This window comes from Serratia sp. CY44782 (assembly GCF_052168715.1).
Taxonomy (GTDB): domain Bacteria; phylum Pseudomonadota; class Gammaproteobacteria; order Enterobacterales; family Enterobacteriaceae; genus Serratia; species Serratia nevei.
Genome location: NZ_JBJNME010000014.1, coordinates 49,819 through 76,109, shown reverse-complemented (window position 1 = coordinate 76,109; position 26,291 = coordinate 49,819). Strand labels below are relative to the sequence as shown.

Sequence of the window (26,291 nt, the reverse complement as noted above, 5' to 3'; positions counted from 1 at the left end):
AAACGCAATCTGTTCTTCGGTATAACGGGTCTTTTTCATGGCGATGTGCCTCGCTGTGAGAGGGAAGAACGACCGGATACTTCAGTTTAGACTGGTACTGTTTTCAGGGAGGAGATCACGCTTACTTATCCAACTCAAATTCTGACGTGGATATAACTTTTAACTTACTAGAAACTCGAAAATTTTTACGACTTGGATGCTCTAATTTCTTTATCACAAAACAGTTCGCAAGCTTTAGACTTAACAAGTCTGCTTAGAACGTAATTATTTTAATGGAAAATTAGTCACATGTAGTTTAGTCTTGTTAGAGAAATGATAGCGCATAAAACACTGGTTAATGAACATATTGATATTAGTATAGGGTGTCGGTACCTATCATAACGGTAGCGAAGACCTAATACTATACAATTTATGATGGAATTTTGCACACCACAAACACAATTAATAATTAAAATTGAAATGGTTAACAAAGGAACGTTAATATGAACTCAGCAGACAAAGATAACATTAGCACAGCATTTAACTCAATCTTACGTGCAGATTATATTTCTTTAGATAATATTAAAGAACTATCTTTACTTGAAGATTATTTCATTGATTATTTTGGAATATTAAACGGCCTTCTTCAAAAGCAAGACAACTTCATCTCAGGACGACGCGGCACAGGGAAAACAACCAATCTGCTTCGTGGATATTATGAGTGTTTAAAATCAATATCACCAGAGCTTAAAGACACGAATTCGCTACTTGGCCCAAAAAAAGTACTCCCTATATTTATAGATCTAAGCACTTGCATTGATATCTTTGACTCAACCAGCGATCTAGAATTAATAGAAATCCATTTTATCAGACAAATAATAGAATCCTTAAAAAAACAGTTAGCACTAATGTTTAATGAAAGGCACCTAATTATCTTTAAGAAGGAAAACCCTGCACTAGACGATCTAGATTACATTGAAAAAATACTTGTTGAAGGAATAACAATTAGCGCCGGCAGAAAAGTTGAAGAAAACAATCAAAAAAAACATAAATCCGATGTTAATATTTCAGCGAAATCAGATTTTTCAACAGCAGAAGTAAACACGGGAATCTCTGACTCAATAGAGAAATCTACTAGCACCACTCATACAAAAATAAAAGGCCTTAATGTTCAAGATTTCCTTAATAAAATAAGCCAAATAAAAAACAAAGCAAACCTTGATGCCATATATATATTCATAGATGAATACTCCGATCTAAACTCAGAATCACAGAATAAATTCAGCTCTTTACTTAAATTGTTTTTAGGTTCAAGAATTGGGATGTTCTTCAAAGTTGGAGTAATAACAGATAGATATGACTTTGGAGATAAAATAATCATCGGGAGAGACATTTTTGCCATTCCACTCGATTTTAATGAGTATGTAGAACGATTTGATGGTGCTATCGCCGGAATTAATAAAATGCAAGTTTTCGTTGAACAACTAATAAATAAAAGGATAGAGAAATTTTGTCCAAACTTAAAATTCAATGATATATTTAAAGGTAACAAAGATGAAATATTCTACCGTATAACAAGGGAAACAATTGGAGTATCTAGAACTATCGGAATAATACTTCAAAATGCATTTATTCAAGCCCGAGCCAACTCACAAGACTCTAAAATTGGTTTGGCTGAAATAAACTACGGTATCACATGTGCGAGAAAAACCTATCAGAAACAATTCACTGGTAGTTCAAAGAAAGGATTAATACCACCATTTAATATGGATATATGGAACTCAATAATTGAGAAAGCATTACAAGAAAAGAGTAAATTCCCTGATAGAGCCGCAAGCCATATGATGATTGATCCTTCCAGAAGGGATTATCTCAACGTTTTATGCGAAAATTTCATGTTACATTTCATATCGGAAAACGTCGTTTCTAAGCATGGCGGGAGCTATAATCTTTATGCTATAGATTATGATGTATGCCTAGAAAACAATATTAAATATGCCAATAGAAAAGATGATTATACACCAATACGCTTTATCTACGATGGAGTCCTATCAAAATATGACCCTTATTTTGTAAAAACCAAACGTAAAAGCTACAAGTGCCCTAAATGTAACAAAATATATGATGAAGCTGAACTTATAAAAGTAAAGATAAAACGATGCTTCGAAGACGATGAAAAACTCATTGAGATAATTCATCAAGATGCACCTGTCACACATGGGAATTTCGCGGAAGTTGAAATTAAGATACTGGGATTAATAACTCAACTAACATTTAGTGAAGCTATGACAGCTCGTGAGATAGCTGATGCCGTTGGTTGTACAAGACAAAAGATCTCAGCATGGGGAGGCCGGGTTTTAGAAAGGGAGGGACATATTAAAATTGATAAAGAATCAAAACCACATCGTTATTACGCAAGTGACCTCGATGAACTACTTACCACACAGGATGAAGTGACGACCAGTAGTCACTAGCAACTTTCGCGCCCAATGTTTTATTTTACCACTTCATTGGGCGTCATCTAATAGATGATATAACAGGTTAGGACCGACAGCAATTTTCACTGATTAAAAACCTCTCTAGAATAGGAAAACGTATAAAACCATATATGGACAGATATATTACACCAACAACAAGTCTACAACATGGAATGAAACACATATAAACCTGAAGGTAACAAGGCAAAACTGCCACATCTAAAACCGAATATTAAAATATAATCAATACACTTATTACATGAATCTAACAAATAAAGAAGTAGCGACCAGAGTCAGATACCAGACCACTTTACCTTAATTTTAATAAGTAGCTACAAGTCATATGATACTCGTATATAATTAACCCTTAGAATATTAACATCCAATAACCAGGCCATATCAGCCCTCTCACAAATAAGGAGTAGTATGAAAAACGCTTATGTATTTGACTTGAGATTTGTTTGCGGTGGTTATAGCTACTTCTCCACTTACACCCATAGTTGCCCTCCCTGGGGGGAAACACTAGAAGTACGAGAGCCATCAATAATTACAGTCAATAAATTCATCACCGCTCTGAATGATATGGGAAAGGAATATTGCTTAATTTTAGATGAGAAGTCTTTTTATAACTGGACTTGCATTCAAGGATGGGGAATAGTTGAGGTAAACTTCGCTAGAGAATTCATTCCTCACTGGCTGAAAAAAAGAAAATGTATGGTAACTCCTTTTGGCTCATTTACTGACATAAACCTTGCATCACCATCAGTAAGAAAACGTACATTTAGAGGAAAATTCAAGAAACGTATCCTTGATAGAGATAACAACCAATGTGTACTTTGCTCTAATACGGAAAACTTGACATTACAACATGTTGTGCCCTATTCAAGAGGCGGGGAAACTAGCTACCGCAACTTAGTAACACTATGTGATAATTGCAATAAAAGATTAAAGTCTGAGTATATCCCTGGGTTGTTTAAGCGAGCAGGATTAATTAGTGACTTTGAGTTATCATTATTGAGAGGTGGATATACAAATGAAGGCGCAACTATCAGGGCCGTACAGTTCTCTTCAAATCTAATGCACACTCGAGTTGATCTATATTAACCCTTACATTTCAGACATAGCCCCTAATTATTCGAAATTAAAACCTGGCATAATATTATTAATATCTTTAGTGCATTCTTAATAGTTTTAAATTTGATCATTTGTAAACTTCACTAACCATTTGCCAAGTTCACCCGGCGATAATAGCGAAAAAGCCCACAACTTCGGTTGCGGGCTTTTTTGTTTTTGTCGTATTCCGAAGGCTCGCCCCACGGCCCGGGCTGTTCCGGGCCAATGCATGCTAGTGATCCAGATAAAGGTAATGCAGCCAGCTGGTCATACGCAGCAGCACTTTGCGCATCACGGAGACGTGCTCGAAGTGCCCGGTATAGACCGCCGCCTGAGCGCTCACGCCGTCGGGTAGATGATCCAGATCCGGATTGGCCGCCAGGTCAATCATCACGTACACCCCTTCCCGGCCCGGCGTGGCGCTCAGGCCCTGCAGTGCGCCGCTGGCCTGGTAGCTGCCGTCCGGTATCGCCGGCAACACCCGGCTTACGGTGCCGCCATAAACCTGCCCCGGCAAGCCGTTGAACACCACCTCGGCCTGGTCCCCCTGCGCCAAGCGCAGGATGGCGTTCTGGCGGAACACCGCCACCACCTGGCGCTTTTGCTGCGGGATAAAGATCATCACCGGCTTGAACGGCAGGCGAACCGCCGCCGTACCCGGCCGCGCCAGTACCTGCGTGACATAACCGTCGCTCGGCGCACGCACCACCGTTTGTTCCAGGTTGTAGCGTGCTTCGGCAATCTGCGATTTCAGGCTGGCTATCGCGGCGTCTTCGCCGTCGTAGCGCCCGGACAACCACGCCTGTTCCTGCTGGAACTGGGCTTTCGCCGCCTGCAGCGCGGCGGATTGCGCCTGGTACTGCTGCTGCGCATGGCTGACGTCCTGCTCCGAGAACGGGTTGACTGGCATCGCCGCCCCTTTCGCATAGCGCTGGTAGTCCTTGCGGGCACGCTCGTACTCCGCATTAGCCCGCTGCACGTTGGCGGCGGACTCGCTGAGCGCCGCCCGGCGCGTTCTGATCTCCGCCTCTGCCCCGGCCAGATCCGCCTCCAGCCTGGTGAGCCGCGCGCGGTAGCGGCTGTCGTCGAGACGGAACAGCACCTCGCCTTTGCGCAGCAGCACGTTGGTTTTCTCCGTCACCTCAACGATCATGCCCGAGACCTGCGGCACCATCGGCACAGAAACGGCAATTTTCTGCGCCCGATCGCTGTACGGATGGTTGTAGTTCATCGTCAAAATCAACGCGCCGACGATAACGATCCCGCCGAGCACGGCGGTCGGCACGGTCCATTTATTAACCGGAATGCGGAACAGTTTAAATACGCCGTAGCTCAGCGCCACGTAGCTGAGAATAATGAGCAAATCCATAGGCTACGCTCAACTTACCGTAGGGCCGGAAACCGCCGTCGGCTTTTCCTGCAGGCGTTGCAATTCGGCTTCGAGCAGCGCAATGCGCGCCTGCAGGTCCGTTGAAGGTTCTGCCTTCTCACTCATGCCCCAACCGCGTCCCGGCCGATAGAGTGTGGCCCAGATCCACAGCAGTGGCCAAATAGCGTGCAGCGTAAACAGGCTGACCCAGCCGGCGACGTGAATCGCATCTTGATGCGGGTGCTGGCGCTTTTTGGCCAGCAAATAGGGAATGTCATGAATAATAATGACGCCGTAGAATAAAATCAGGAATACCGCAATCAGTACGCCTAAAGCAAAATAATTAAGAAACATGTAAAGCCCTGATTGGTCATAGCGGAAATAAACGAGGTTTATAGCGTGTTATATTGTCTAATATCGTTGGCGATGGTATCGATGGCATTCTTCACGTCGGTGACTTTAAGCTGCGCTTTCTCGTTATTGAGATTTTCCCCTGAAGCCTTGCGCACCACTTTAATGACCGGCTGATTAGTCGCCGCATCGATAAACTCGCCTTCCATATAGACCGCACTCTCCATGGTGCGGTGCCCGGTTACGCTTTGCGTCGCGGCGATCAGCAGGGTGATCGGCAAGACTTCATAGATCTGCAGCCCCTTCTTCTGCGTGTCGATCGCCGTGATGGCGCCGCGGAAAATCAGGGTATGCTCGCGCGGCATGTCCACCAGCGTAAAGTGGGTACCCATCGCCTGCTTAAACTGCTGGTTGGTGTAATTCAGGATATTGTCGAGTGCGCGCTGGCTCACCATCTCGCTCGGTTTCGGCCGCGGGAAATAGATCATCGGTTGATAAACCAGATATTGATAACGGGAAAAATCGACGTTCTTATCCTTCCAATATAAAACGTCTTTGCCGGACGCGGATTGACCTTTATTGATATCGTTATAATTGGTCAAAAAGGTCGAGTACTTTTCTTTTTCGGTCACGGCGGAAGAACACGCGGCCAGTAATAACAGCGCAGGCAAAATAACCGCTCTTGTCACTTTCATTGACGGGTTTCTCTTTATTTTGGTGGATAGCAAATAATCAAATCGAATGATACCCACCCGTCCACGATAAGTCATATGACAATGCCGCCAAAGGTGTATATCATTTTTGATATACAAACTCACAAGAGCCGGCCAATGAAAGAGAAAGACTTCCGCATTGAAGAACTCAGGATTGTCCGCATCATTGCCGAAACGGCAAGCGTCAGCAAAGCGGCGCAGCGGTTGGATATGCCGCAGTCTAACGTGTCGCGCGCCCTCACCGCGCTGGAACGGCGGCTCGGGCTGGAACTGTTCCTGCGCGGCCCGCGTACCCTGGCGTTGACCGAATTCGGCGAGCAATTCTTACGGCGCGCCTCGCAGTTGCTGGACGAACACAGCGATCTGCTCGATATGTCCGGCACCTATAAACGCAGCCTGAGCGGCATGGTCACGCTCGGCGCGCCGATCGGCATCCACGCTTTCCTGGCCCGTTATTTACTGCCGCCGCTGCTGCACGCTGCGCCGGCGTTGACTGTCGATCTGGTGACCCGCAACCCCGACGAACGCGAGAAAAAGTACGGCGCAGTATTCGACAGCGACTGCGACTTGCTGATCAGCTTTTTCCAGCCGCAAAACGAAAGCCTGATCGCCAGGCCCTTCACCCGCTTTCGCGTCGGGCTGTTCGCCGCGCCGGATTACATTGCCCGCTCGCCGCTGAGAGCGCTGGATGAACTGCCGCAGCATCGCTGCATCACCTTGCGCATGCTGGGCGGCATCCGCAATACCTGGAGCGGCTACAATGCGCAGGGGGAATTGGTACAGGTCGAGATCGGCGGCGCCAGCGTCTGCGATAACATTCTGCCGGCGATCGAGCTGGCCAAACAGGGCCTGGGCATCGTCTACGCCCCGTACTATTCCGTCGCCGCCGAGCTGGATGCCGGCACCCTACAGCCCTGCCTGGCGCGCGAGCGCGGCATCGATATGCAGGCCTACCTGATCTACCGCCGGCGCGGCGTGTTGCCGCACCGCGTGCAGGTGACGATGGACAGCATCATGGAGAGCGTTAAGCTGCACGCCCACCGGCTGATATAACCAAGAAAAACCCCGCCGCAGCGGGGTTGAACGCTTCATGTCGGCGCAAAATACCTCACCGCCCCTCTTTCTCCCCCAGGAAGAAATACCACAGCGGTATGGAAAGCAGCAGGGTGAACACCAGCGTATACAGCAGCACCATCAGGCTCTGCATGATCACCATCTGGGCACTCCAGGCGCCGATCGGCAGTTGGAATTGCTCGACGGTGCCGCCAAGGATCGCTCGGCCCATCACGCAGCCGACCGCCAGCGCCACGGTCGCCACCGCCGCGCGGAACTTACGCACCTCGGCGCGGCGGGCGGCCGCTTCCGGCGTTTCGTCCCGGTGGCTTTGCCGTTGGCCGCGCCAGCGCCACACGTCCACCAGTAGCAATGCCACGAGGCTCACGCCCATCACCGGCAGGCAATACCCCAGTACGGAAGCCACCAGCAGCGTGACGGCACGCGCCGGCAAGGAAAGTGCCAGCCAGGCGGCGACCAGCGTATGCACCGGATGCTGCGCCCCCGCCGCCGGGCGGCGACTCCACCACATGCGGTAACCCAACGCAATCATCAAGCACAGCCCAAGGCCGAACGCCGCCAGCAGCAGCTGATTCGGCAAGCCGAACAGAATGCCCATGTGGGCGTCGATGCCCCAGCGGGTCAGCTTGGCGATGAGCGGGAAGGTGTCGAACCGCACCTGATCGATGACGGCGAAGCTTTGCGGTGCGATGGCAACCGCGTCCACCTGCGTTGGCCAGCTGCGATCCACTTCGGTTACCGTCCAGGCTTTGCCCTCGCCTTTCGGCTGGCGCAGCTCGACCTTGGCGGCGCCTATTCCAGCGGCGCGCGCAGCGTGCAGCGCCCGATCCCAGTCGCCGTTTAGCGCATTGCTCTGCGCGGCAGGCCCCATCTTCATGCCCGGCATCATCCCGCGGTGCTCGGCGTGCGGATCGGCCGGCGTCTGCGGCGCATCGGCCTGCAAGCTGGTGTTGACCTGCGGCGTCAGCCAGCCCAGGTTGGCCCGCAGCGCGTCGATGTTGCCGCCGGCCCACTGCGACCAGGTCAGCCCGGTAGCTGAGAAGAACAGCAGCCCGGCCAGCAACGCCACGCCCAGCGTGATATGCCAATGGCGGCTGGCGGCGAAGCCCCCTTTCGCCCTTTTCAGCTTGCGCTTCGGCCGCGTCGCCAGCCACAGCGCCACGCCGCCCAGCGCGGCCACCCACAGCCAGGAGGCCGCCAGCTCGCTGTAGTTGCGCCCCAGATCGCCGAGCAGCAGGCTGCTGTGCAACTTATCCAGCCAGGTGCGCAGCGGCAGCACGCCGGAGGTGCCGTACACCGTCATATCGCCCTTGATCGCCAGGGTATAAGGATCGACAAACAGCGCGCGCGACTCGGAAGCGCCCAGATCGGCGCCCGCGAACTGTACGCGCGTGGTGTCCATTGCGCCGGGTGCCGGGCGCACGGCGTAAATGCGCGCCTCGTCACCCACCGCGCGGCGGGCGGCGGCGATCTGGTCAGCCAGCGATCTCGCCTGCCCGTGCGGTTCGGTGAAAAGCGCATCGCGATACAGCGCCTCTTCAAACTGCGGCGTCAGCACATACAGCGTGCCGGTCAATGCAGCGACCAGAATAAAAGGAGCGACCAGCAGGCCGATATAAAAATGCAGCCGTCTGATCAGGTTCAGCATCGCGCCACGCGGCGATGCGGCAGGTGGAGTTTTGGTTATTGAAGACATGGCCTTTCTCGTTTTTCAAACTGTGCGCGCAGGCAAACCGTCCGCAGCGATACGGACGGCGTTACCCATGATCAAGCAATAGGGAAAAACGGTTGGCCGGGCGGCCCGCGCGGGCTCGGCCGCAGAGCAAGGCGCCGAATGGGCGGAGAAACGATGCGCGGCGCGCAAGGCAGGCGCGCGATGCGCGCCATCAGCCACAGCAGCGGGACGAATGTCCACAGCAGCAGCGGCACGTGGATCAGCAGCTCGCAATAGCCGCAGAAAATCATCTCCGCAGGATCCATGCCGTGGTGGCCGGCATGCTCGGCGGCGGGCATCGCCATCGCGTGCATGTCGTGCGGCATAGCGGCGTCCGGTTGCGCCATGCCGCCCATCATCGGGTGGTGCATCAGCGATTTCGACACCACCGGCGCCACAAACAGCAACAGCACCGCCATAATGGCGATGCAGGCGGTAAAGCGTTGCTGTAGCTGGCGTGGCACTCTCATCGCGGCGGCGAATTAACCCGGTCGGTGGCGAACAAGCGGCCAGTGTAACCCGCGATGCGCGATGAGGTGAAAGAAAAGTCAGGTTTGTCTTACGCGCCCCCAGCGGCGGCGATCACAGCGCCCGCGAATAGACCCGCGAGACCTCGCCCCAGGGGTGATACCCGAGCCCGTTATAAACGAAGCCGCTACGCTCGTAGTAGCCTTCCAGATCGGTGCACAGGTGCAGCTGCGGGAAGCCCAGCCGGCGGGTTTCCGCCGCCACATGCTCAATCAGTTTGGCGCCGTAGCCCCGGCCGCGCTGCGCTTCCTCTACATAGAGCGCGCACAGCCAGGGATACAACTCCCCACGGCTGATAAAGTCGTTGGTGATGAGCCCCGCGCAGCCGAGGATCTGGTCATTTTCCATCAGCAGGTACCACTGCGGCAGCGGGTTGGCGGCGCCGAGGCTGCAGTTGATGGCGTCTTCATACATCATCAGCGTCTCTGCCGTGGCCCAGTGCCGCTGAAAATACGCAATGGCGCGCGGCGCCAGCTCGGGCGCTTGCCGCACCGAAATCATGTCCATCGTCATTCCCGTTATCCATGTTGTCAGCGTAGAATTATGCAGCAATATGCAGGGTATGGCAGCGGCATTCCGCCGCCGTCATTCACTAAGGAGTCATCATGACGCAAAACATCTATGACAATCAGGCTTTCTTCGACGGCTATGCGCAGCTCAGCCGCTCGCAGCACGGCCTGGACGGCGCGCCGGAATGGCCCGCCATCCGCCGCATCCTGCCGGATTTGCAGGGCAAAAGCGTGGTCGATCTCGGCTGCGGCTACGGCTGGTTTTGCCGCAGCGCGCGCGAACAGGGCGCAGCCAGCGTGCTGGGGCTGGACGTCTCGGAAAAAATGCTGGCCAAGGCGCGGGAGATGACCGCCGACGCGGGCATCGAGTACCGTCGGCAGGATTTGGCGCAGCTGCAGCTACCGCCGGAAAGTTACGATCTGGTCTACAGCTCGCTGACGCTGCACTACCTCGAGGATTTGCCCGCCCTGTTCGCCACGGTTTACGCCGCGCTGAAACCCGGCGGGCAGTTCATCTTCACCGCCGAGCATCCGATCTACACCGCCCCGGCGCAGCAGGGCTGGCTGACCGACGGCAACGGGCAGAAATCCTGGCCGGTAAACGGCTACCAGCGAGAAGGCCAGCGCGTTTCCAACTGGCTGGCGGAAGGTGTCATCAAGCAGCACCGCACGCTCGGCAGCTATATCAACCCGCTGGCGCAGCAAGGCTTTATCATCCAGCATTTGAACGAATGGGGCCCCAGCGCGCAGCAAATCGCCGCTAATCCGGCGCTGGGCGAAGAGCAGGAGCGCCCGATGATCTTCATTCTCGCCGCCCGCAAACCCGCCTGATTGATCCGCAGTAAACCGTTCATATCACCACAGTTGGGGAGGCTACCTCCCCCCAACGGCTATTATGCCGGCAGCGCCGCCCCGTGCGCCGCGAAGTGCGTCAGCGCCTCGCCCTCCATACGATAGCGCACCCACTCGCCCTGCGGCTGCGCGCCGATGCTGAGGTAGAAATCGATGGCCGGTTGGTTCCAGTCCAGCACGCTCCACTCCAGGCGGCCGCACTGCCGTTCGCACGCCAGCTGGGCGATGTGCCGCAGCAGCTTTTTACCGGCGCCCGCGCCGCGATGCTTCGGCGCCACGTACAGGTCTTCCAGATAGATGCCGTTTTTACCCAGCCAGGTGGAGTAACTCATAAAGAACACCGCATAACCCGCCGGCTCGCCGTTCACCGTACAAATCAGCGCTTCGGAACAGGCACCCGGCCCAAACAGGCTGCGTTCGATATCTTCCACGCCGGCCAGCACCTGCTCACGCGCCTTTTCGTACACTGCCAGCTCGATAATCATATCCAGAATCAGTTGGGCGTCGCTTTTTTGCGCCGGGTAAATCTCAATGGTCATGGCAAATCCTGAGTGTGTTGATGACTGTGCTTGCCAGCATATCGCGCCTCAAATACTGTATGAACTGCATTTTCATCAACAGGTAATGAATATCATGCATCTGGATTTGAAGCGTCTCGATCTCAACCTGCTGCTGGTGTTCGAAGCGGTCTATCGGCTGCGATCGGTGACGCGCGCCGCGGCGGAACTGGCCCTCAGCGCGTCGGCGCTGAGCCACGCGCTGATCCGGCTGCGCAAGGCGCTGGCGGACGAGCTGTTCTACCGGGTCGGCAACGACATGCACCCGACGGTGTATGCCGACAGCCTGGCCCCGACCGTCAGCGAAAGTCTGGCGCTGCTGGCCAAAGGGTTGCATCCACGCCCGCGCTTCGTCCCCGCCGAAAGCCGGGAGAGCTTCACCTTCGCCATTACCGATTACACCGCCTTCGCGGTGTTTCCCGCGCTGATGGCGCAGATGCAGCGCCTGGCGCCCGGGCTGTCGTTCCAGCTGCGCTATTCCGAGCGCAAGGTGGCATTGAACGATCTGTTGGCGGGGCGCATCGACTTCGCGCTGGGCTTTACCGAAACCGACGGCGAAAGCTACCCGGAGATCGACGAGGTGAGCTGGCTGGAGGACGAGTATGTGGCGATTTGTGCACCCGCCTTCAGCGTAAAATACGGCGAACTGACGCTGGAAAACTACCTGCGAGCGCGCCATCTGGTGGTGACGCCGTGGAACGAACAGCGCGGCGTCATTGACTACCAGCTCGATAAGCTGGGGCTGCAGCGCGATATCGCCATCCGCACGCCTTCGCTGTTGGGAGCGCCGTTCATCGTCGCCGACAGCGAACTGGTGATGAGCATGCCGCGCTACGCCGCGCAAAAATTGCGGCAGGCGGCGGCGCTGGATATCCACCCCCTGCCGTTTCCGGTGCCGCCGTATCAGATTAAAATCTACCTGCACCGCAAGAACGGCCGGCCGGAGGCCTGCCGCTGGTTGCGGCAACAGCTGCAGGCGCTGGCGGCGTTATAACGCGGGTTCGCCGATCGGCAGATACCCCTGCCACAGCGGCCGGGCCGGTTTGCCGTGCGGGTTGGCCCGCAGATGCACGTGGTAGCCCTGCAGCGCCTGCAGCAGCAGGCAGTCGTCCACCTCGGCCAGGTCATCCTTGTGCTGCTGTGCGCTGTCCGTCAGCAGCACCCGTTTGGCTTTGTCCTTCGCCTCGTCGGCGGAACGCGCCACAAACAGGCCGAACTGGTGCAATTCCGCCAGCTCATCGCTGCGGTAGCCGCCCACGTTGACGAAAAACAGCTTCTCTTCACCGGCGAACGGCGCAGGCTCCAGGCTCACGTCGTAACCGTCCGCCCAGTCGATGCGCGCATAGCCGTCGACATGCACCTTGCGCTTATCGCCGAACCACTTTTCACGTAGCAGCGGATACGCCTCTTCCGGCCGATCCGCCGCCGCGAACTGTACGTCGTGCAGCTCAATATTGGCGCCCGGCGCCGTACCGCCCACATAAAACATCAATAATCCCGGCATGTTATTCTGCTCTCCTTGGTGATAATCGCTATATAAAATAATACATAACGAAACTCGTGCCAACGGCAGCGCCATTCTGTGTTATCAATAGGTGAGGTTTAATCTGTTGTGGAGGAACGCATGGCATTCAATATCGGTGATTTTGTTCAACGCACCACCGGCGGCCCAAAGATGACCGTGGTGGCGATCGACGGTGAAACCCTGGTTTGCAGCTGGAATGAACTGGGCAAAGAGCAGCGCACAGAGGTGCAGGCCAGCGACGTGGCGCTGTACCACGAAGACGGCGATTTCGGCGTCTGCTGAATAACCGGGGCGCACCGCGCCCCGTTATCGCCTCAGGCGCGAATGTCCTGATAGGCCGGCGTGGTATCAAACTCATGCTTGGCGAACGGGCAGAGCGGAATGATTTTACGCTGCTCCGCGCGCATCTTCTCCACCACCAGCGCCACCAGCTTTTTGCCGACGCCCTGCCCCTTCAATGACTCATCCACCCAAGTGTGATCGATAATGGTCAGCTTGTCGCCGCTCGGCACGAAAGAGATCTCGGCGATCAGCTTGCCCTGCTCGTCATTGATATAAAAACGCTTGTCGTCTGCCAGTATTTTATGTTCCATATTATTTCTCCCTATATTTAAGTGCGCCGCTGGGGCAGGTGTCGATAACGCGTTTCACCTCCGCCGCGTCAGCATTGTCCGGCATAATCCACGGGCGGCGGTTCAGGGTAAAAATAGCCGCGTTGCCACGCACGCAGTTGGCGGAATGGCGGCATATCGCGCTGTTAAAATAAACGTCAATCTTGTCGCCGGAATAACGGCGGTAACCGGCGGCGGTCAATTCCTCGTCCATTTTGGCCTCACATTGCCTGTTTTATTGTTTTTGCTCCAGGCTCAAGTATAGGCAATGCCGCCGGCTTCACCACGCGTCTCGCCCACCGAAAAAAGTAGCGCAACCGCCCGCCGCCGCTAGAAAAAAACGTAAATTGTTCTAATCTTTATTCAGTAAGACAACATCATTCCGACAGTGGCTAAGGAGTTCGAAATGGGTGATAGCTCAAAAGACGGCGTAATTCTGCTGTCCCGCATATTACTGATGGTTCTGTTTATCATTTTCGGCTGGATGAAACTGGTCAACTTCGGTGCGACCGTCACGGCGATGGAAGGCTACGGCACGCCGATGCCTTATTTAGCGGCGATCGTTGCCGTGGTGGTGGAGTTTATTTTCGGCATCGCGCTTATTCTCGGTCTGTTTACTCGCCCTATCGCGGTCATTTTCGCCCTGTATGTGTTGGGCACCGCGTTTATCGGCCATCCGTTCTGGAAAATGACCGGCATGGAAATGATGGGCAATGAAATCAACTTCTTTAAAAACATCAGCATCATTGGCGGCTTGCTGTTGCTGGCGGTAACCGGCGCCGGCCGTTATTCGCTGGACTATAAAATATTTAATAAATAATTCATCGATACGTCAATGGCAGCTCCTGCTGCCATTGACGTTCCTCCCTTTTCCGCTGCCTATCTGACGGTATCCCGCTTACACCTCAACCGCTATGGGCAATTCGGGCATTTGTACGCGCAGATCGATATGACGTCCCTCAGGAATGTCGATAGGCTGACCATCCACATACCCTTCTTTAATATTCCGCGCGAAAACAGGAACACCGTCGTGAGTACGGTGATAACTGCGAATGATGATATCGCCATTGGTTTCAACCTGATAATCAACCCAAATCAATGCTTGCTTGTTACTGTCTAATGGGATTTCAATCCCACCGTTTATCCCCCCCCAAATTGGGTCGGCATTGAATCCGAGCGTCCCTGCCATGCGGTAAACCCCTTCGCTGAGCCTCTCCGTTTTTACCCCCAGAACGTCTTCATTGAATACGCTGCGGCCATCACCAAAGAGCTTGACTACCGGGGAGGCGGGTTTGAGATACCCATTGGTGTCCGTGATCGTGGAGGCCTCTGTCCAAACCTTGAACCACTTGCTCCACTCGGTACCATTCCAGGTACGCAAAAACATCTTCCCACTCTGGTTTCCCGACACCCCATAACCGTAACAAGTTTGCGCCGCGCGATAATTTTCTTTGGTGTCTTCTTGACCGGCTTTCCAGCCATACACATCCAGAAAATACGTCCCGACATCTTTGAACGGATTCCCCAAAGGATCCGTTCCTACCATCCCTCTGCGCGAGAAGTATCGATCATTAAAATCCAGCTTTCTCGCTGCCGTTACACCATAGGTCAATCCCCAATCTTTCAGGTTGGGAATATCCGATACCGTAGGCAAACAGGTATCACCGAAGGTTCGCCCCCAGCTGATTTTCCCCGCCGATACCGAGTTGGATACACCGGTAAAGAGTGCTCCCGATGAGCCCACAGCCATATACCCTGTTGTTGGGCCACCATCGATCGGCAGCGAGACACAGCCAAAAATGTTGTTGGGAAGTGGAGCATTGGCAGAGGCTGGCGTCACTCGATACATGTTGTAAATTCGTTGAAAAGCATCATCTTTATGCTGGGCACCTGCTCCCAGACCAAACTCCCCTTTTGAAATCAACCGGCTGTCGAGATAATCACGATCGACGACAGTTGCATCGGTCAAGTTCGCAATCACTTTTTTACCCAGAGGGCTCTCAGGTATAACGCTATCTTTGGTGGCGACATGATTCCAGTTATCGACCATAGCCATATCTACGCTAGAAATCTCATAGAAACACTGATTGATAAAGCTACCAAGATTGACATGTACCTCATACATATTCGCCGTTCGCTCAATCAAACAAACGTCAATGACCGCCGCACGCTCTTGCAGTGCGTTCCAACATGTCACCCCCGCTCGTCCAGCTGCGTTGACAGTCGAAACTTGCCCATCACCGGTACGTATAACAATACTCGCCATCGCATTATGGATCCAAGCTCCGTTATAACCTGGTCCGCCGGTAACATCGATCTTTAGCGTACTTCCACCTTGCGTAAATTTGCTGATTTCACCAAGCAAATACCATCCTGGGTTCTTTGCCGTACCAGGCATCTTCCAACGAGTGTTATTAATGACTTTTTTAACCGTGACATCCATGCTATCGAGCACTTTCCTATATCCCGGCAAGATAATGCGTTGTCCATCGTCTTTTTCTATGGTGACATCACCTGATGAAGTCAATAAATTCATCAAATCATTGCGGCTTCCTTGAAAGTAAGTTAGCAAAGCCGACAATCTTGCGGAAAACTGGCTGATATCACCTTCATAAGTAGTGATAATCGCGTAATCTTGCCCAGTGGCCGTCGAGCCTGCATAAGGCGAACTTAATACAAAGAGATTATTGTTACTTACAGATTTAATCTCATAAAGTTGATTGTCTGGAGCCAGCAAAATCATCCCAGGCATCACGCCATTTTTTGCGTCAGCCCATTGTGTCCCCACCCCTGCGACGGATGTCCCATTGCTGACAACATTAATTTTTCCCGTTCTGTACCACATGCTTAAATTCCTTGATATGCAATTGCATCATGATTAAAAGGCAGGCGTGCCAATGCCTGCCGTTAATGACATATTTATAATTAGCAACTCACGAAAGAGAGAAATAAATAGTCGACTCTAATTACTGCAAAGGTCCAACGTTGGCATCATCTGCATCGGCAAGATCAATATCGCGAAAATCTGCCGCATGTTTTTCCTTCTCATCCACTTCCTGATTCTGAAGGACATCCAGTCGTAGATCGATCCAGCGCCCCGCCGGAATATCCATGGGCTCACCGGCAATAACCATCGCCGTATCTGCATCGAATCGCCGTTTACTGACTCTGACCGTGACGACGCCATCGTCGTCAGTCTCCGTCTCTACGAAGCACAAACGGTTGCCGTTGCCATCTTGAGGTATTTCAAACGTCCACCCCTCCTTTGCGAAGCCACGAGCACCGGTGAGGCGATAAACGCCAGTCGTGAGCTTTTCTGCAGTGACTCCCGCCGCCTCGGGATTGATCGCCGCTACGCCGGCAAGCATAAAGCCGGCTAAAAAATCACTGTTCATGCGCTGCGGATCGCTGGACAAGCGAGCAATCGGCGAAGCTTTCTTGATAAAGCCGTTGCCATCTACCGTCGTCGTCGCTTCTGTCCAGTCCTTAATCCATCCAGTCCATTTCGTACCGTTCCACACCCGGGTAAAAACCTTGCCGCTTTCAGAACCAAGGCTGCCATAACCGGAAACCACCTGCCGCGTGCGAAGCGAACCGGGTTCCGCTCCGCCATCCACTTTCCAGCTTTCAACTTTAATAAACGCGGCGCCCACCCCCAATTCCGCCGGTCGATTAATAGCGTCATTAATCACCATCAACGGACTGGACTGGTATAGCGAATCTAAATTAAGCCGAGCTGCAGCGGTGACTGCCCCTGTCAATCCGTAATCTTTGCCATTTCTCAACTCCGAAACGGCAGGAGCATAGAGATCGGTAAACACGCGCTGCCAGAATATTTTTCCTTTATTTTCCCCATAGTTGCTTCCTTGCCCTACCCAGGCATGCCGCTGCCCGCTCACCGCCAAATAAGCCGCCGATGGGCTGCCATCCAGCGGCAGGGAAACCACCGCTACGTTACCCGCACCACCTGGATAGTTAGCCGAGTCTTGGTTTATCCGATAAAAACGGTTGAGCATTTCAAACGCATCATCTTTGTGCACAGAAGTGCCGCCAATCCCGGTACCATCGCCAGCCCAAATGCACTTCTGCAGATCTATTTTCTTGTTTGCCAAACTCTCGACATACTGCGCATAGATTCCCACGTTCATATTGCTGGCAGGAAGGTCGCCCTCGAAACGAGTCCCTTTATTGACCCAACGGCTCAGCATGGTCGAAAGTGACCCTCCTTGCACCGTATAGTAGTTGGAGGCCATGAAACTGCCCAAAGTCACATAAACATCGTAATTATTTGCCGATGTTTCTACTAAAGAAAGACCTTTAATAATAACTTCATTACCTGAGTGAACCACTCTAGCTGAAATGCGCCCACGTGAATTAACAACGTTATTCTGCGTACCCGTTCTGATAATAACCTGTGCTCCAGTGTTATTGTAAACCTGACCATTAAATCCCGCCCCACCAACGATATCTATACTCACCGTTGCGCCATTTTGCGGGAAGTTCACCAGCGTCCCCCACAAATAAGTGACATCTGCCGTTGTTGTCACCGGCATCGCAAAGCGTAAACGATCGATGGAAACAAGCGCCTTGTCTTGCATATCCGTCATCAATTTGCTGTACGAAGGTACAGTGATCAACGAACCATCTTCTTTGGTTAATTTAACGTCGCCGGCACCAGTCAAGACATCGAGCAACTCACTACGACTCCCCTGAAAATAGGTTAGCAAGGCGCTGAATCGAGCAGAGAACTGACTGATATCTCCTTCGTAAGTCGTAATGATGGCATAGGGTTGCCCATTGGCCGTCTCACCCAAATAACTACTGTTCAAGGTCAATGAAGTATTGCTGTTAACGCTCTTGATTTCATAGAGCTTATTATCTGGTGCCAGCAACATCATCCCCGGCATCACGCCGTACTTTGCATCTCCCCATTGTGTGCCGGTCGCAGAAACAGAGGCGCTATTAGCGACAACATTAATTTTACCCGCTTTATACCACATACTTATTTCTCCATATTTCTAAATATTGAATTAAGGTAATTAAACACCAAAGAACATTCATCCTCTCCAAGACCAGAATCTATTATTCTTAAGAGGGAAAACCATCATGACAAAAGAGGAAACTATTGTGCTATCCCGATCATCCATAGCGTCAGTCTCAATTCGAATTTGCTGCTCGCCGGCATACGCGGGAATATCGATTGAAATAGCATCTTCATAAACATCCCCTCCGCTCACTCTACTGAATCGATGTTGACGAAGGATATTCCCGTTCAGTTTGATTCGCATATTGCATACCGAACCTCGCGGGCTGCTGTAATACACAACCTTGATATTGGGAATGACGAGTCTCACGGCATAGTTCATTCCACCCGCATAGACGTAGGTATATACGCCATCATGCTTGCGTAGCGTCTGGGCACTGAATGCCTGCATGCTGGCAATATCACCATCTATCCTATTCGCATAAACCTTGCCTCTGACATCGCAGTTCTCATTGATGGTCACGTTGTTGAATACGCCTGAGGTGGCGAAAATACGTCCGCGCACATCCATATTACTGAACGTGGCATAGCCATTCTTATTGATCGCCCATCCCTGCCGATAGACGGGGTCGTCATGCCAAACGTAGTTTGACGACGTGATTTCCTGTGCTATTTTTGCACTGTCGATCGAAGCATTGGCGATAAACGCGGCGTTAATAAACGTCTGGCCATTTTGCACGGCAAACGGGGAGGAGACACTTCCGTTTGGATTATTCAGCAACGCAAAACGATCCGCCTGGACCAAGAACTGACTGTTGCCCGCGCCATCTACGCCCAACGCCATCCCTGCAACAAACTGCCGCCCTGCGTTGTCAGCCTGTACCTTCAAACTCCATGATGCCGATATCTTGCCGTTCAAAGAAGCCTGTGCCTGTTTGACCTCCTGTACCGCCGCAGTGTTATTACCGGCGGTCGCCGTCACGTGATCAATACGTTGTCCTAATGCACTATCGGCGCTTGAACGTACGCTGCTTTCATTCAGCAGATTGGTTTTGACCTTACCCACTTCAGTATTAAGTTGAACAATCTGTTGTGAAGAGGCCGATTGGTTATCGGTAACTGTTTTCGCCAGTTGGGTAAGTGCAGCGCGGTTTCCCTCTGTTTTACTGGATATATCGGTAAGCTGTTTTGCCTGAGCGCTACCCGTATCCACCAAAACCTGCAGCTGTTGTTCAACGTTCGCTTGATTCTCATCAACCGTGCCGCTTAACGTCGTCAACTGCTGCGCCAAAGCGCGATCGGCCTGCGCCCTTACCGTCAACTCTGTGGCCAATTTAGCCGCAACGCTACCAAAATTGGCCTGCAAGCCAATCAACTGCCTAGCCTGCGCTTGTTGCTGATCGGCCAAAACCGTCTGTTGAGTCTGGAGCCCCGCAGTAATGGTGTTTTGTTGCTGAACATCCCCACTTTGCTTCAATGCCAGCTCAATATTGGCTTTCGCCGTCGCTGCCAACGATTGTGACAGACTGGCATTGGCGCTATCGGCATCAGATTGCGTTTGCTGCAGCTGCGTAATTGCAGCCTGGCTCTCCCCTACCTGGCTATTAAGTGAATCCAGCCGTTGTGATAATGCGCTGTCCTCGGTCGCGCGTACGGTGAGCTCCTGCCGCAGCCCGGCAGAAACATCGCCAAAGTTAGCCTGCAGCATAAGCAACTGCCGTGCCTGCGACTCCAACTTGTCGGCATGAACCTCCTGTTTCGAAATAAGCCCGGCGTTTACCCCAACCTGCTCTTTCTTGCTGTTATCAAGGTTTAGCGCATTCTCAATATCCGCTTTGCTCAAGGCTTCCAGCGACTGCGTCATTCCCGCCCGTGCGCTTTCGGCATCGCTGACAACCTGCTGCAGTTGGGCCAAGGTTGCACGACTATCGCCCACTTGACTATTGAGCGAGTCCAAACGTCGTGACAGCGCGCTGTCTTCCGTTGCACGCACGGTTAACTCTTGCTGGAGTTCTGCAGAAACATCACCAAAGTTGGCCTGCAAACGTGTCAACTGCCGTGCCTGAGACGCCAACCGATCGGCCTGAACTTGCTGTTGGGCGGTAATCGTGGCGTTAACTTCGTGCTGATCTTTTTTGCTGTTATCAAGATTTAATGCGTTCTCGATATCCGCTTTGCTGAGTGCTTCCAGCGATTGCGTAATGCCCGCCATTGAACTCTCGGCATTGCTGGCTGCCTGCTGAAGTACATTGATGGCCGAAGCCTGGCCATCAACGGCCGTTCCCAACGTGTTAAGCGCTTTCGCCTGAGCGCTGTCAGCTTCTGCGCGAGTCTGCGATTCCGCTGCTATCGCTGCCGTATTGGAGCCCGTTTGTGATTCCAGGGCACTGAGTTGCCGCGCCAGAGCCGACTCGCTATCCGTCAAAGTCTTCAGTTGCTGCGTAACCTGGGCCTGATTATCGCTAAACTCGGCGCCCAATCCGCCCAACTGCTCACCCATTGCCTGCTGCTGGTTAGCCAATGCTTCCGTTTTTGCCGTAACGGCCGCATTAACCCGACCTTGCTCCGCATGATGGTCATCGACAATTTGGGCACTGGCGGCCACATCCGATTCCACTTTGGCCAACGCCGCTTGAGCATCTGCCTGCGTTTGTTCCAATTGGGCGATCGTTCCCTGCTGCTTATCGGAAACGGCTTTTACCGAATTGATAATCTGGGACATTGCCTCATCGGCATCACTCCTTGCCTGCTTTTCTTGAGCAATTTGCGCCGCGTTGCCCGCTGATTTGGCCACGACGGCAGCCAATTGCTCTGCCAGCGCTTGGTCCTGTTCTCGCAAGACGCTAACCTGAGAAATCACCTCTGCAATGCTGGTGCCGTCACCGCCGGTCAATGCGTCTACTTTAGCCTGCAACTCGGCATCGGCCCGCTGCAGAGCCGCTCGCGTCCCGCTGAGCTCATGCCGGGCATCTTGAATATCTCCGGCCAACGTTTGCTTCGCCATCGTCAAATCAGTGCGTGCCAAATCGAGTGTCAGGCTATTCTCAATCGCCGCCTTGCTGATTTGCTCCAGGTTGCGCTGCAAACCTTCTACGGTCATGTTCAGATCGGTATTGGTGCCGGCAACTTGTTCTTTAACACTCTCGAGAGCCTGCTCCAACGCACCGACATCGTCGGCCAGTGCCTCCTTGTTTTGCTCAATGTCACGCTGCGCCTTAGCGATCTTATTCGCCAGATCCTGAACGTTTTGATCGGACGGCAGACTGGAGATTTTATCCAACAGTTCTTTACCTAACTCCGTCTCGGTAATGCTGTTGGCAATCTGTTCCAAAACGATATCCGCTTTATCGGAGGAAATGCCGCGTACAAACTCCGTCCATTCAGACTGTAAGCCGTTTTTATCCGTAAACGCCGCGCGAAAATACAGCGTTTGCCCCGCCCTGAGTCCTTGCATGTCATAGTTATTTTGCGGATAAGGCACGTCTGCCAGCAGTTTCTCATCAGAGAAATCCGCTCGTGCAGCAACGGCTAGCGTTGTTTTCAGACCATCCTCAGCCCCTGTACCAAACATCCAGGAAAGTTGGATACCAAATACCCGATCGGAAGAAGCGCGCAGCCCAACGATTCGCGGCGGTGCCCCTTCTTTACCGGCCAAATAGGTGGTTTCCGAGCGGCCCCAAGGTGAGGAGACGTCGACTGCATTAACCGCACGCACCCGAACATCATAATTGCCTGCGAAAATACCGTTGACTTCAAACCCAAGCGAAGAGGTCGCACCGATATTCACCCAGTTGCCGCTGTCTTTGCGCCATTGCGCTTCATACTTCAGCGCACCGGTCACCCTCGCCCATTGCACGCGCAGAGTGGCGATATTGATCCCTTGGCTGACATAGTCATACCGGGAAAGAGTGATATTGGCGGGTGCGGCTATCGTGCCAGGGGGGGTGACAGTAAGCGGCGGAGAATCCAACCGAACACCGTTATCGATAAACGCGTATTTATTTGGATCGTGCTCTACCGCACTGATGGTGAAAGTGCCGTCATCGTTGGATTGCACTGAAATCACGCGGAACTGTTGAACGGCCAGGTCGTCAGAATCGATGCTCCAGACCGCTTCCGTTTCCGGTTGCTGACGAAAAGCCGCAGTGAGCGTTACGGTTTTCTTGTCAGCGGCAATGCTGGCAATGGTGCGGCGTTGGGCCGTGCCATCCGGCAGATTGACGCACAAACGATCGCCCGCGGTAAACTCGACCTCACGATCCAAAACGACTGTTCGTTCCTGTGCAGATCGGATCCTGCCGCCATTGGCCTTACCGGCCAACATCGCGTCCGCGACGCCGATAATACGCGCAGGCAGAGGAATATTGCCGTCCAGTCCAACGTTAAAACTGACGGTACGATCTTTGGCATTGCTTAAAATAGCCCAGCGACCGCGGCGATGAGCTTCGGTCCGGCGTGTGCAGCCAATAGCCGTTATTTCGGTCTGGTTCACCCCATACCGTTTAACCAAATCGTTATCGTAGGCCGCCTCAACGGCCTCGGCATAATGATTGGATGGATCGCCCCATTTGACCAACGCCGAGGTATAGCGATTCTTGTAAGAACCTGAGGCATAGGTAAACTCACCGTTAATCACGTTGGCTCGCGAATAGACAAAATCCATATCGCGCGGCATATCCGCATAGGCAAATAGCTGATCGTTACCCCAGTAGGTAATACCGCGGAAAATAGCCGAAATATCGCGTAAGACGGTGTAAGCATCTTGCTGAGATTGAATATACACATCGCACAAAAAGCGCGGTTCCTTACCCTCACCACCCAGTCCGTCACTGACGAGCTCATCACAATACTGGGCGATTCGATAGAGTCCCCATTTGTCCATTTCCAATGCGGAAACCCGGTTCCCCAACCCATAGTTCTTATCAAGCGCAATATCGTAGAACACCCAGGCAGGGTTGTTGCTCCAAGCCCATTTGAAACTGCCATCCCAAGCGCCGGAGTAACTGCGAGCCAACGGATCGTAGTTGGCGGGAATGCGTATAATCTTGCCTTTTGGCCTGACGGTAATTTTAGGGACCGCGTTGAATTGAGCTGCGTCGAACTCAATGAACAGCAGTGCCGTATTGGGATAACGAAACTTCGCGTCAACGATCTCGGTATAAGTCTGAACCTGGGTATTATTTACCAGTTTGCTGCTGGTGGAGTCCGGCGTCAGACGACTTACACGCAACGTCCAGCCGTTTGTTGCCTTGGGCAAGTTAACCCGATGGTCACGCTCATACAAACTGGTGGTTTTGCCCTCTACTTTTCCGTCAACGACCGTTTGATAAGCGGCGCCGTCGGTGGAGAGTTCAATTTTGTATTCCACAACCGCGCCATGCATATCACCGTTATTTTCATAACGAAACAACGATGGAAATCCCATTCGAATGCGCAATGCATCAATGTCAGTATTAGTGAAAGTACGTGTCCAGGCATTGGTCGTCGTCAGTTTTACGTTGACGGAGGTTTCCGACTCAACGTCCGGCATCCCCTGAATGTAATCCTGCATTTGCGTACCATTGCGCACCTCCCATTTCAGTCCGGTGAAATTCTCGCTGCCGTCGGCATTGTGTACCGGTGTGCCATCCAGCAGAATGCGCGTGCCGTCCAGTTCGCCGGCGATCTCACCTTCCGATAACGCCAGGAGGATTTTAATTTTTGCATTGGACTGCAAGTCATCAGGTGATTCGACCGGTGTATGCGCCGCGCCACCACCACCTTTGCGCCCGCGAATAAGTGTCTGTGCCATATTGCGCCCATAAAAAAAGGCCGCCTGAGCGACCGTGATGAATAAAGAAACATCCTATTGTTGGTTTTCGGCGTAAATGCCCGCTGAGATCACCGCCCCCCCGATCTCGCGTTCACCGTACAAAATGGGCACAGGGTAGCCCTGTGCAGTGGTATTGACCGGGGAACCGAAAGCATACGAGGGCTTGTTCTCCACCGACTGTGAAACAGGCATGCCGAAGCTGGGTTGCGGTGTCAGCATCTGGATGACACCGCCCATCACCATGGAAGCACCCATCATGCTGAGCGTTGAAACGGTGAGAGAAGTTGCCATGGATGCCTTCCAAAGCGCCAACGTGCCGCCCCCCGTATAAAATGCCCCTATCAAAGCGGCAACGCCGAGCACTATCTGGAACATGCCGCCGTTCTTGCTGCCCGCAATGATCGGCATGATGCGGATCACGGCATCACCTTTCGAGGTTGCGAACTCTTCAACCCCGATATTTTGATCACCGTTGAAAAAAGCGAAGTGAATGCCTTGGCGATGAGCGCCCATCATATATTTCTCAAACCCCTCGACCGTGACGCACAACGCGCGCAAGGCTTCACAAGTATCTTCGACCACCAACCGGTGAGTCTTACCAAACCGCTTGCCCAGTTGGCCTCCTAACCTGATTGTTCTCGCTACCTTGTTCATAACAACTCCTTACGCCTGACCACTCGTACCGTTCGTTCTTGGAAATAGCCGTTATAGGGATAACGTTGGCTTAACTGACCATAGAGATGATGCAACATCATGCTATCCCCTAAATAAATCCCCGCATGGTTTGTCACCGGAGCTGAAATTTGCATCATGATCATGTCACCCGGCCGTATTTCTCCCGCAAATTCACGAAACCCTTCACGATACCAATGCTCGTCATAGAGTCGGGTATGACCATCTATCCACCACTCATGCTCTACGGAGTAATTATTCAGCATGATTCCATGCTGCCGGTGGTAATAATCCATGATCAATGACCAGCAATCGGCATGTCCCAGCAGCCAGTTGCGGCCAATCAACGGACGATCGCCACGCGGTGCAATTTCGAGATAATCCCCTTCAGGCCACGACAAAATGCCCCAGACAATACCCGAATGATCGCACTGAACCCGGTCCAACTCAGAAGGAACTACATTTGGCACATCGGGATGGCTGTGAATAATGCGAATAATTTCCCCACACGCTTCCGCACGAGCATAGTCCTGCGGAGCAATAACAAACCCTTCCAGCGGGCTGTCAGCCACATTATCACACGGCAAATACCGTACTTTACGGCCACTGAGCACCACAAAACCGCAGCTTTCATTCGGGTACACCGAGCGGGCATGCTCATATATGGCCTGCATAACATGTTCTTGCATGCTCATTTCCCTAAAAGATTTGAACCAGGGAAACCACCGAAGGAGAGCGGCTGGGCTTCACCAAACCTTTTTCTGCATGAGGAAACACGGCCGCCACAGACGTCTAACGCGGGATCGTCCACCGGTTGATCATCTTTGTCGAAGCCGGCAACGCCGCCGTAGTCGCAACCTCTTCCTGTACGATACCAACCGCGAATACACCACGTGCACAAACCATGGATTTGCCGTGACGGCAATTGTTGCCCCTGCAAATCAAAGGGTGTGGCCAGTTGGAATTCCACGACGGTGTTAGTCTCAGCAGTTTTGCTATCGATATAAAATACCTGCACCCGTTCCTGACTGGCATCCGCCAGCGAATTGCCTGCCGGAAAGTTGCGCGCATCAAGGTATTTCACAAAGGTCTGATGCACGGAGACTTTGGCCTGGACAAGATCGCTGTACGCCAGACATAGCGCAGTCACCACATTGCTGATATTAGCAACGCGCAGTTTCGGCGTAGGCTGTGAACCGTCGGTTGTCGTGGCCAAGCCGGTAATCTCATACGGGTAAGCTTCATATTCCTGACCCCGCCACCAAATTGACCTGGGCTTCAAACGTTGCTCATCCCCTGCAGACGCGGCAAGTTCCTCAGACTCCCGAGGAAGACTGTGCGCATGGAAGCGCAGGATGTCCGCGCCAAAACCGGTCCCATCAATTTCAATCAATTGGATAACTTCACCGGGCTCTAATTTTTGCACATCGCTGTGATATGACATGGCTCCC

The 26,291-nt window shown here is 52.5% G+C and carries 23 protein-coding genes; 7 read left to right on the top strand and 16 right to left on the bottom strand.

Annotated elements, in window-relative coordinates; all coding sequences use genetic code 11:
• The first annotated feature begins 482 nt into the window (after nt 1-482).
• Entirely contained in the window at nt 483-2,453 is a 1,971-nt protein-coding gene (locus ACJ8HT_RS23105) for a hypothetical protein (protein ID WP_197653491.1), read from the top strand.
• 429 nt (nt 2,454-2,882) lie between these two features.
• Nucleotides 2,883-3,560 carry an HNH endonuclease gene (locus ACJ8HT_RS23100; protein ID WP_197653492.1) on the top strand — a complete coding sequence of 226 codons (678 nt, stop codon included), beginning with the start codon at nt 2,883-2,885 and terminating at the stop codon, nt 3,558-3,560.
• Nucleotides 3,561-3,801: 241 nt separating this feature from the next.
• Here the strand turns inward: ACJ8HT_RS23100 and ACJ8HT_RS23095 are convergent, their stop codons facing one another.
• From ACJ8HT_RS23095 to ACJ8HT_RS23085, 3 genes are read right to left on the bottom strand one after another with little or no spacing between them, the layout of a single operon-like run.
• Nucleotides 3,802-4,938, bottom strand: a complete 1,137-nt coding sequence (locus ACJ8HT_RS23095; protein WP_197653493.1) for an HlyD family secretion protein — start codon at nt 4,936-4,938, stop codon at nt 3,802-3,804.
• Nucleotides 4,939-4,947: 9 nt separating this feature from the next.
• Nucleotides 4,948-5,292 carry a DUF3302 domain-containing protein gene (locus ACJ8HT_RS23090; RefSeq protein WP_197653494.1) on the bottom strand — a complete coding sequence of 115 codons (345 nt, stop codon included), beginning with the start codon at nt 5,290-5,292 and terminating at the stop codon, nt 4,948-4,950.
• Nucleotides 5,293-5,330: 38 nt separating this feature from the next.
• The gene (locus tag ACJ8HT_RS23085) at nt 5,331-5,984 is read right to left on the bottom strand and encodes a DUF3313 domain-containing protein (protein ID WP_041036393.1); all 654 of its coding nucleotides are present in this window, start codon (nt 5,982-5,984) and stop codon (nt 5,331-5,333) included.
• A gap of 135 nt (nt 5,985-6,119) precedes the next feature.
• Here ACJ8HT_RS23085 and ACJ8HT_RS23080 point away from each other — a divergent pair, with 135 nt between their 5' ends.
• Nucleotides 6,120-7,055, top strand: coding sequence for a LysR family transcriptional regulator (locus ACJ8HT_RS23080; RefSeq protein ID WP_147840209.1), 936 nt, complete (start codon nt 6,120-6,122; stop codon nt 7,053-7,055).
• 55 nt (nt 7,056-7,110) lie between these two features.
• Here the strand turns inward: ACJ8HT_RS23080 and ACJ8HT_RS23075 are convergent, their stop codons facing one another.
• The 3 genes from ACJ8HT_RS23075 to ACJ8HT_RS23065 form a co-directional block, all read right to left on the bottom strand.
• Nucleotides 7,111-8,772, bottom strand: a complete 1,662-nt coding sequence (locus ACJ8HT_RS23075) for a DUF2534 family protein (protein ID WP_197653495.1) — start codon at nt 8,770-8,772, stop codon at nt 7,111-7,113.
• Between the two features lie 71 nt (nt 8,773-8,843).
• Nucleotides 8,844-9,260 carry a DUF2946 domain-containing protein gene (locus tag ACJ8HT_RS23070; RefSeq protein ID WP_208523706.1) on the bottom strand — a complete coding sequence of 139 codons (417 nt, stop codon included), beginning with the start codon at nt 9,258-9,260 and terminating at the stop codon, nt 8,844-8,846.
• Between the two features lie 112 nt (nt 9,261-9,372).
• Complete coding sequence (locus tag ACJ8HT_RS23065) at nt 9,373-9,825, bottom strand: GNAT family N-acetyltransferase (protein ID WP_197653497.1); 453 nt, start codon at nt 9,823-9,825, stop codon at nt 9,373-9,375.
• Between the two features lie 98 nt (nt 9,826-9,923).
• Between ACJ8HT_RS23065 and ACJ8HT_RS23060 the strand changes: the two genes are divergently transcribed.
• On the top strand, nt 9,924-10,658 hold the full coding sequence (locus ACJ8HT_RS23060) for a class I SAM-dependent methyltransferase (protein WP_197653498.1): 735 nt from the start codon (nt 9,924-9,926) through the stop codon (nt 10,656-10,658).
• Nucleotides 10,659-10,720: 62 nt separating this feature from the next.
• Here ACJ8HT_RS23060 and ACJ8HT_RS23055 read toward each other — a convergent pair whose 3' ends face one another.
• Nucleotides 10,721-11,218 (bottom strand): GNAT family N-acetyltransferase, encoded by a 498-nt coding sequence (locus ACJ8HT_RS23055; RefSeq protein ID WP_197653499.1) that lies wholly within the window; start codon nt 11,216-11,218, stop codon nt 10,721-10,723.
• An 85-nt stretch (nt 11,219-11,303) separates the two neighbouring features.
• Here ACJ8HT_RS23055 and ACJ8HT_RS23050 point away from each other — a divergent pair, with 85 nt between their 5' ends.
• Nucleotides 11,304-12,230 (top strand): LysR substrate-binding domain-containing protein, encoded by a 927-nt coding sequence (locus ACJ8HT_RS23050; protein ID WP_060425071.1) that lies wholly within the window; start codon nt 11,304-11,306, stop codon nt 12,228-12,230.
• Here the strand turns inward: ACJ8HT_RS23050 and ACJ8HT_RS23045 are convergent.
• On the bottom strand, nt 12,225-12,740 hold the full coding sequence (locus ACJ8HT_RS23045) for a DUF1543 domain-containing protein (RefSeq protein WP_033649790.1): 516 nt from the start codon (nt 12,738-12,740) through the stop codon (nt 12,225-12,227). The two genes, ACJ8HT_RS23050 and ACJ8HT_RS23045, sit on opposite strands and share 6 nt — an antisense overlap.
• A 120-nt stretch (nt 12,741-12,860) precedes the next feature.
• Here ACJ8HT_RS23045 and ACJ8HT_RS23040 point away from each other — a divergent pair, with 120 nt between their 5' ends.
• Nucleotides 12,861-13,043, top strand: a complete 183-nt coding sequence (locus tag ACJ8HT_RS23040; RefSeq protein WP_025303973.1) for a YodC family protein — start codon at nt 12,861-12,863, stop codon at nt 13,041-13,043.
• 32 nt (nt 13,044-13,075) lie between these two features.
• Here the strand turns inward: ACJ8HT_RS23040 and ACJ8HT_RS23035 are convergent, their stop codons facing one another.
• Nucleotides 13,076-13,354, bottom strand: a complete 279-nt coding sequence (locus ACJ8HT_RS23035; protein WP_047730014.1) for a GNAT family N-acetyltransferase — start codon at nt 13,352-13,354, stop codon at nt 13,076-13,078.
• Between the two features lies 1 nt (nt 13,355).
• The gene (locus ACJ8HT_RS23030; RefSeq protein WP_016929825.1) at nt 13,356-13,586 is read right to left on the bottom strand and encodes a (4Fe-4S)-binding protein; all 231 of its coding nucleotides are present in this window, start codon (nt 13,584-13,586) and stop codon (nt 13,356-13,358) included.
• Nucleotides 13,587-13,778: 192 nt separating this feature from the next.
• Between ACJ8HT_RS23030 and ACJ8HT_RS23025 the strand changes: the two genes are divergently transcribed.
• Nucleotides 13,779-14,192 carry a DoxX family protein gene (locus ACJ8HT_RS23025; RefSeq protein ID WP_016929826.1) on the top strand — a complete coding sequence of 138 codons (414 nt, stop codon included), beginning with the start codon at nt 13,779-13,781 and terminating at the stop codon, nt 14,190-14,192.
• A gap of 78 nt (nt 14,193-14,270) precedes the next feature.
• Here the strand turns inward: ACJ8HT_RS23025 and ACJ8HT_RS23020 are convergent, their stop codons facing one another.
• The 6 genes from ACJ8HT_RS23020 to ACJ8HT_RS22995 form a co-directional block, all read right to left on the bottom strand.
• Nucleotides 14,271-16,217, bottom strand: a complete 1,947-nt coding sequence (locus ACJ8HT_RS23020; RefSeq protein WP_197653500.1) for a phage tail fiber protein — start codon at nt 16,215-16,217, stop codon at nt 14,271-14,273.
• 121 nt (nt 16,218-16,338) lie between these two features.
• Nucleotides 16,339-18,372 (bottom strand): phage tail fiber protein, encoded by a 2,034-nt coding sequence (locus tag ACJ8HT_RS23015; RefSeq protein ID WP_197653501.1) that lies wholly within the window; start codon nt 18,370-18,372, stop codon nt 16,339-16,341.
• A 57-nt stretch (nt 18,373-18,429) separates the two neighbouring features.
• Nucleotides 18,430-24,147 carry a TipJ family phage tail tip protein gene (gene gpJ, locus ACJ8HT_RS23010; protein ID WP_197653502.1) on the bottom strand — a complete coding sequence of 1,906 codons (5,718 nt, stop codon included), beginning with the start codon at nt 24,145-24,147 and terminating at the stop codon, nt 18,430-18,432.
• 54 nt (nt 24,148-24,201) lie between these two features.
• Entirely contained in the window at nt 24,202-24,822 is a 621-nt protein-coding gene (locus ACJ8HT_RS23005; protein WP_197653503.1) for a tail assembly protein, read from the bottom strand.
• On the bottom strand, nt 24,819-25,529 hold the full coding sequence (locus ACJ8HT_RS23000; protein ID WP_197653504.1) for a C40 family peptidase: 711 nt from the start codon (nt 25,527-25,529) through the stop codon (nt 24,819-24,821). Before ACJ8HT_RS23000 ends, ACJ8HT_RS23005 begins: the two co-directional genes overlap by 4 nt.
• A gap of 2 nt (nt 25,530-25,531) precedes the next feature.
• Nucleotides 25,532-26,284: a phage minor tail protein L gene (locus ACJ8HT_RS22995; RefSeq protein WP_123892437.1), complete on the bottom strand. Its 753-nt coding sequence runs from the start codon at nt 26,282-26,284 to the stop codon at nt 25,532-25,534.
• Nucleotides 26,285-26,291 lie beyond the last annotated feature (7 nt).

What these genes read in the sequence shown, in the direction of transcription:
- ACJ8HT_RS23000 (WP_197653504.1), bottom strand. Translation starts at nt 25,529, where the DNA reads ATGCAAGAACATGTTATGCAGGCCATATATGAGCATGCCCGCTCGGTG.
- ACJ8HT_RS23065 (WP_197653497.1), bottom strand. Translation starts at nt 9,825, where the DNA reads ATGGACATGATTTCGGTGCGGCAAGCGCCCGAGCTGGCGCCGCGCGCC.
- ACJ8HT_RS23035 (WP_047730014.1), bottom strand. Translation starts at nt 13,354, where the DNA reads ATGGAACATAAAATACTGGCAGACGACAAGCGTTTTTATATCAATGAC.
- ACJ8HT_RS23095 (WP_197653493.1), bottom strand. Translation starts at nt 4,938, where the DNA reads ATGGATTTGCTCATTATTCTCAGCTACGTGGCGCTGAGCTACGGCGTA.
- ACJ8HT_RS23075 (WP_197653495.1), bottom strand. Translation starts at nt 8,772, where the DNA reads ATGTCTTCAATAACCAAAACTCCACCTGCCGCATCGCCGCGTGGCGCG.
- ACJ8HT_RS23020 (WP_197653500.1), bottom strand. Translation starts at nt 16,217, where the DNA reads ATGTGGTACAGAACGGGAAAAATTAATGTTGTCAGCAATGGGACATCC.
- ACJ8HT_RS23045 (WP_033649790.1), bottom strand. Translation starts at nt 12,740, where the DNA reads ATGCCGGGATTATTGATGTTTTATGTGGGCGGTACGGCGCCGGGCGCC.
- ACJ8HT_RS23025 (WP_016929826.1), top strand. Translation starts at nt 13,779, where the DNA reads ATGGGTGATAGCTCAAAAGACGGCGTAATTCTGCTGTCCCGCATATTA.
- ACJ8HT_RS23055 (WP_197653499.1), bottom strand. Translation starts at nt 11,218, where the DNA reads ATGACCATTGAGATTTACCCGGCGCAAAAAAGCGACGCCCAACTGATT.
- ACJ8HT_RS23040 (WP_025303973.1), top strand. Translation starts at nt 12,861, where the DNA reads ATGGCATTCAATATCGGTGATTTTGTTCAACGCACCACCGGCGGCCCA.
- ACJ8HT_RS23015 (WP_197653501.1), bottom strand. Translation starts at nt 18,372, where the DNA reads ATGTGGTATAAAGCGGGTAAAATTAATGTTGTCGCTAATAGCGCCTCT.
- ACJ8HT_RS23070 (WP_208523706.1), bottom strand. Translation starts at nt 9,260, where the DNA reads ATGAGAGTGCCACGCCAGCTACAGCAACGCTTTACCGCCTGCATCGCC.
- ACJ8HT_RS23030 (WP_016929825.1), bottom strand. Translation starts at nt 13,586, where the DNA reads ATGGACGAGGAATTGACCGCCGCCGGTTACCGCCGTTATTCCGGCGAC.
- ACJ8HT_RS23050 (WP_060425071.1), top strand. Translation starts at nt 11,304, where the DNA reads ATGAATATCATGCATCTGGATTTGAAGCGTCTCGATCTCAACCTGCTG.
- ACJ8HT_RS23105 (WP_197653491.1), top strand. Translation starts at nt 483, where the DNA reads ATGAACTCAGCAGACAAAGATAACATTAGCACAGCATTTAACTCAATC.
- ACJ8HT_RS23090 (WP_197653494.1), bottom strand. Translation starts at nt 5,292, where the DNA reads ATGTTTCTTAATTATTTTGCTTTAGGCGTACTGATTGCGGTATTCCTG.
- ACJ8HT_RS22995 (WP_123892437.1), bottom strand. Translation starts at nt 26,284, where the DNA reads ATGTCATATCACAGCGATGTGCAAAAATTAGAGCCCGGTGAAGTTATC.
- gpJ (WP_197653502.1), bottom strand. Translation starts at nt 24,147, where the DNA reads ATGGCACAGACACTTATTCGCGGGCGCAAAGGTGGTGGTGGCGCGGCG.
- ACJ8HT_RS23080 (WP_147840209.1), top strand. Translation starts at nt 6,120, where the DNA reads ATGAAAGAGAAAGACTTCCGCATTGAAGAACTCAGGATTGTCCGCATC.
- ACJ8HT_RS23100 (WP_197653492.1), top strand. Translation starts at nt 2,883, where the DNA reads ATGAAAAACGCTTATGTATTTGACTTGAGATTTGTTTGCGGTGGTTAT.
- ACJ8HT_RS23060 (WP_197653498.1), top strand. Translation starts at nt 9,924, where the DNA reads ATGACGCAAAACATCTATGACAATCAGGCTTTCTTCGACGGCTATGCG.
- ACJ8HT_RS23005 (WP_197653503.1), bottom strand. Translation starts at nt 24,822, where the DNA reads ATGAACAAGGTAGCGAGAACAATCAGGTTAGGAGGCCAACTGGGCAAG.
- ACJ8HT_RS23085 (WP_041036393.1), bottom strand. Translation starts at nt 5,984, where the DNA reads ATGAAAGTGACAAGAGCGGTTATTTTGCCTGCGCTGTTATTACTGGCC.